This window comes from Aquabacterium sp. (assembly GCF_004297345.1).
GTDB lineage: Bacteria > Pseudomonadota > Gammaproteobacteria > Burkholderiales > Burkholderiaceae_C > Aquabacterium.
Genome location: NZ_SCTN01000345.1, coordinates 1 through 2,863 on the forward strand (window position 1 = coordinate 1; position 2,863 = coordinate 2,863).

Here is a 2,863-nt window from a genome sequence, read left to right on the forward strand (position 1 = left end):
CAGGACTGCGGCCTGCGTGCCCGCCAAGTCATGCGCGACAAAGGCGATCTGTACGAAGAGTTGCAACTGCAAGACAACAAGTGGACGGACGATCAACTGATCGACTTCATGATCGCCCACCCCGCCCTGATCAACCGCCCCATCGTTGTCACCAGCAAAGGCACCCGGCTTTGCCGCCCGTCCGAGCTGGTGCTCGACATCCTGGATGCGCCCCAACAAGGACCATTCAGCAAGGAAGACGGTGAAGTCGTGATCGATGCTCAGGGTAAGCGCCTAAAGTAATCTGACAATCAACCGTGTCAAACTCCTGATATCGCACAAACCAGCGAGAGGACACGACATGGCCCGCAATGCAGCCAGCATCAGCCCCACGGCCCACTACACCGGCTACACGTGGTTCGCGCACGGCATGTCGCACCCGGCGCTGGTCACGCCGCAAGGGCGCTTCATGCACACGGCCCTCAAGCCATTGCGTGGGCTGGCCTTGGTCACGGGTGCCCCTACCCTGCAAGCCTTCCTGCTGGCCCGCCATCGCGTGATCGATTTGCTGCTGAGCCAGGCCATTGCAGAAGGCCGTGTCAGCCAGGTCATCGAAGTGGCGGCAGGCTTGTCGCCACGCGGTTGGCGCTTCAAGCAGGCGCATGGGGACAAGCTGCACTACGTCGAAGCCGACCTGCCCGATATGGCGCAACGCAAGCGCGACCTGATGCAAGGCGCCGGCCTGCTGACACCTGGCCATGAAGTCGTGACACTGGATGCGCTCACCGATACCGGCCCGGCCTCGCTCAATGCCTTGGCCGACAGGCTCGACCCACAACGCGGCACCGCCATCGTCACCGAAGGCCTGGTCAACTACTTCGACACCCCGACCGTGGTCGCCATGTGGCAGCGCTTCGGCCGCGTGCTCAACCGCTTCCCCGAGGGCTTGTACCTGTCGGATATCCATCTGCACAACGCCAACAAAGGCGTGGGCGTGCAGGCCTTCAAGGTCGTGCTGTCGACCTTCGTCAAAGGCCGCGTCTTCCTGCACTTCGACAACGAAGTGCAAGCTGAAACCGAACTGCGCAACGCCCGGTTCGCACTGGCCGAACTGCATGCGCCCACGCGCTTTGCAGGTCAGTTGAACATGACCATGCACCCGGGCGCCAATGCCGTGCGTGTGATCGAGGCGAGAACCAACAAGCCCCGCATCGACTGAGGACGCTTAAGCCGCGCTTAAAGGCTGACAACGAGAAATCGTTTGTCAGCACCGATACGCGTTCATACAGTAGCGCCGCGAGCCTGAAAACCAGGCTCACGACCGCCATCAAGAAAGAAGCTGTATGACCTTTGTCGTCACCGAGGCCTGTATCCAGTGCAAGTACACCGACTGCGTCGCCGTCTGCCCCGTCGACTGTTTTCATGAAGGCCCCAACTTCCTGGTGATCAATCCAGATGGCTGCGTGGACTGCGGCATCTGCGTGCCCGAGTGCCCGGCCAACGCCATCTACGCCGACGTGGATCTGCCCGCCGACCAGGCGCACTTCCTGCAACTCAATGCGGATCTGTCCAGACACCCGGCCTGGCCTGTGATCAATGCGCAGAAGGACCCTCTGCCTGATCACGGCACCTGGCTGGAGGTCAAGGCCAAGCTGGACCAACTGGATCGCCACGGTGCATGACGCACCGATGCCCGACATGGCCTCGCCACTGATTGATCAACATGGACGACACATCAGCTACCTGAGGCTGTCGGTCACGGACCGGTGCAACTTTCGCTGTGTTTACTGCATGGCCGAAGACATGCAGTTCATGCCTCGTGCCGAGTTGCTGTCAACCGACGAGATGTTCGCCGTGGCCGCCAGCTTCGTGCAACTGGGCGTGCGCAAGATCCGCCTGACGGGCGGCGAGCCTCTGGTGCATCCCGATATCGTGTCGCTGGTTGGGCGGCTGGCAGCCTTGCCGGGCCTCAATGAACTGGCCATGACCACCAATGGCGCGCGCCTGGCGGCCTTGGCCCAGCCGTTGAAAGGCGCCGGCCTGAGCCGGATCAACATCAGCCTCGACAGCCTGCAAGCCGATCGCTTCAAGACCCTGACCCGCACAGGCGAGCTGCACCCCGTGCTGGCCGGCATTCAAGCCGCGAAAGATGCCGGCTTTCAGCGCATCAAACTCAACAGCGTCATCCTGCGAGGCCGCAACGACGACGAAGTGGTTGATCTGGTGCGCTTTGCCCGCCAGCATGCGCTGGACATCAGCTTCATCGAAGAGATGCCATTGGGTGCCATCGATGAACATGATCGCGCCGCGACCTTCATGCCCAGCGCCGAGATCCTGGCCCGTGTGACCGAAAGCTATCCCTTGACCGCCAGCATCGAAAGCTCAGGCGGCCCCGCTCGCTATCACCGCATGGCAGACAGCAGCACACGCGTGGGCGTGATCTCGCCGCACAGCGCCAACTTCTGCGGTCATTGCAACCGGGTGCGCGTCACGGCCAGCGGGCAGTTGATGCTCTGTCTGGGGCACGAGAACGCCATCGATTTGCGCAGCATCGTGCGCACACATCCAGGTGAGCCTGAACGCCTCACGCAAGCCATCCGGCAGGCCATGCAGCACAAGCCGGAACGGCATCACTTCAAGCTCGATGCCCCGCCTCAGGTCATCCGCTTCATGAACGCTACGGGTGGTTGAAGACGCCAGACGGCATCAGGGTTGGCGCGCAGTCAACCCACCACCGGCAGATTGATACAGGGTCACCAGCGCTGCAAGGCGGTTCAAGCGGTTGGCAGCCTGATTGTTCTCCGCCTGCCGGCGTGTTTCCTGCGCGTCCAGCCAGGTCTTCAGCGGCACGGAACCGGCACGGTAACGCGCCTCGCTCAGACGC

The 2,863-nt window shown here is 62.2% G+C and carries 4 protein-coding genes; all 4 read left to right on the plus strand.

All coding sequences use genetic code 11. From position 1 onward, the window contains the following. Positions 1-282: ArsC/Spx/MgsR family protein (locus EPO09_RS12665; RefSeq protein WP_290643614.1), on the plus strand; the 282-nt coding region annotated here is incomplete at its 5' end. A gap of 58 nt (positions 283-340) precedes the next feature. After that, positions 341-1,198: a class I SAM-dependent methyltransferase gene (locus EPO09_RS12670; protein ID WP_290643616.1), complete on the plus strand. Its 858-nt coding sequence runs from the start codon at positions 341-343 to the stop codon at positions 1,196-1,198. A 124-nt stretch (positions 1,199-1,322) separates the two neighbouring features. After that, positions 1,323-1,661, plus strand: a complete 339-nt coding sequence (fdxA, locus tag EPO09_RS12675; RefSeq protein WP_290643618.1) for a ferredoxin FdxA — start codon at positions 1,323-1,325, stop codon at positions 1,659-1,661. Beyond that, positions 1,654-2,670, plus strand: coding sequence for a GTP 3',8-cyclase MoaA (gene moaA / locus EPO09_RS12680; RefSeq protein WP_290643620.1), 1,017 nt, complete (start codon positions 1,654-1,656; stop codon positions 2,668-2,670). The genes fdxA and moaA overlap by 8 nt, the downstream gene beginning before the upstream one ends. Positions 2,671-2,863: the final 193 nt, after the last annotated feature.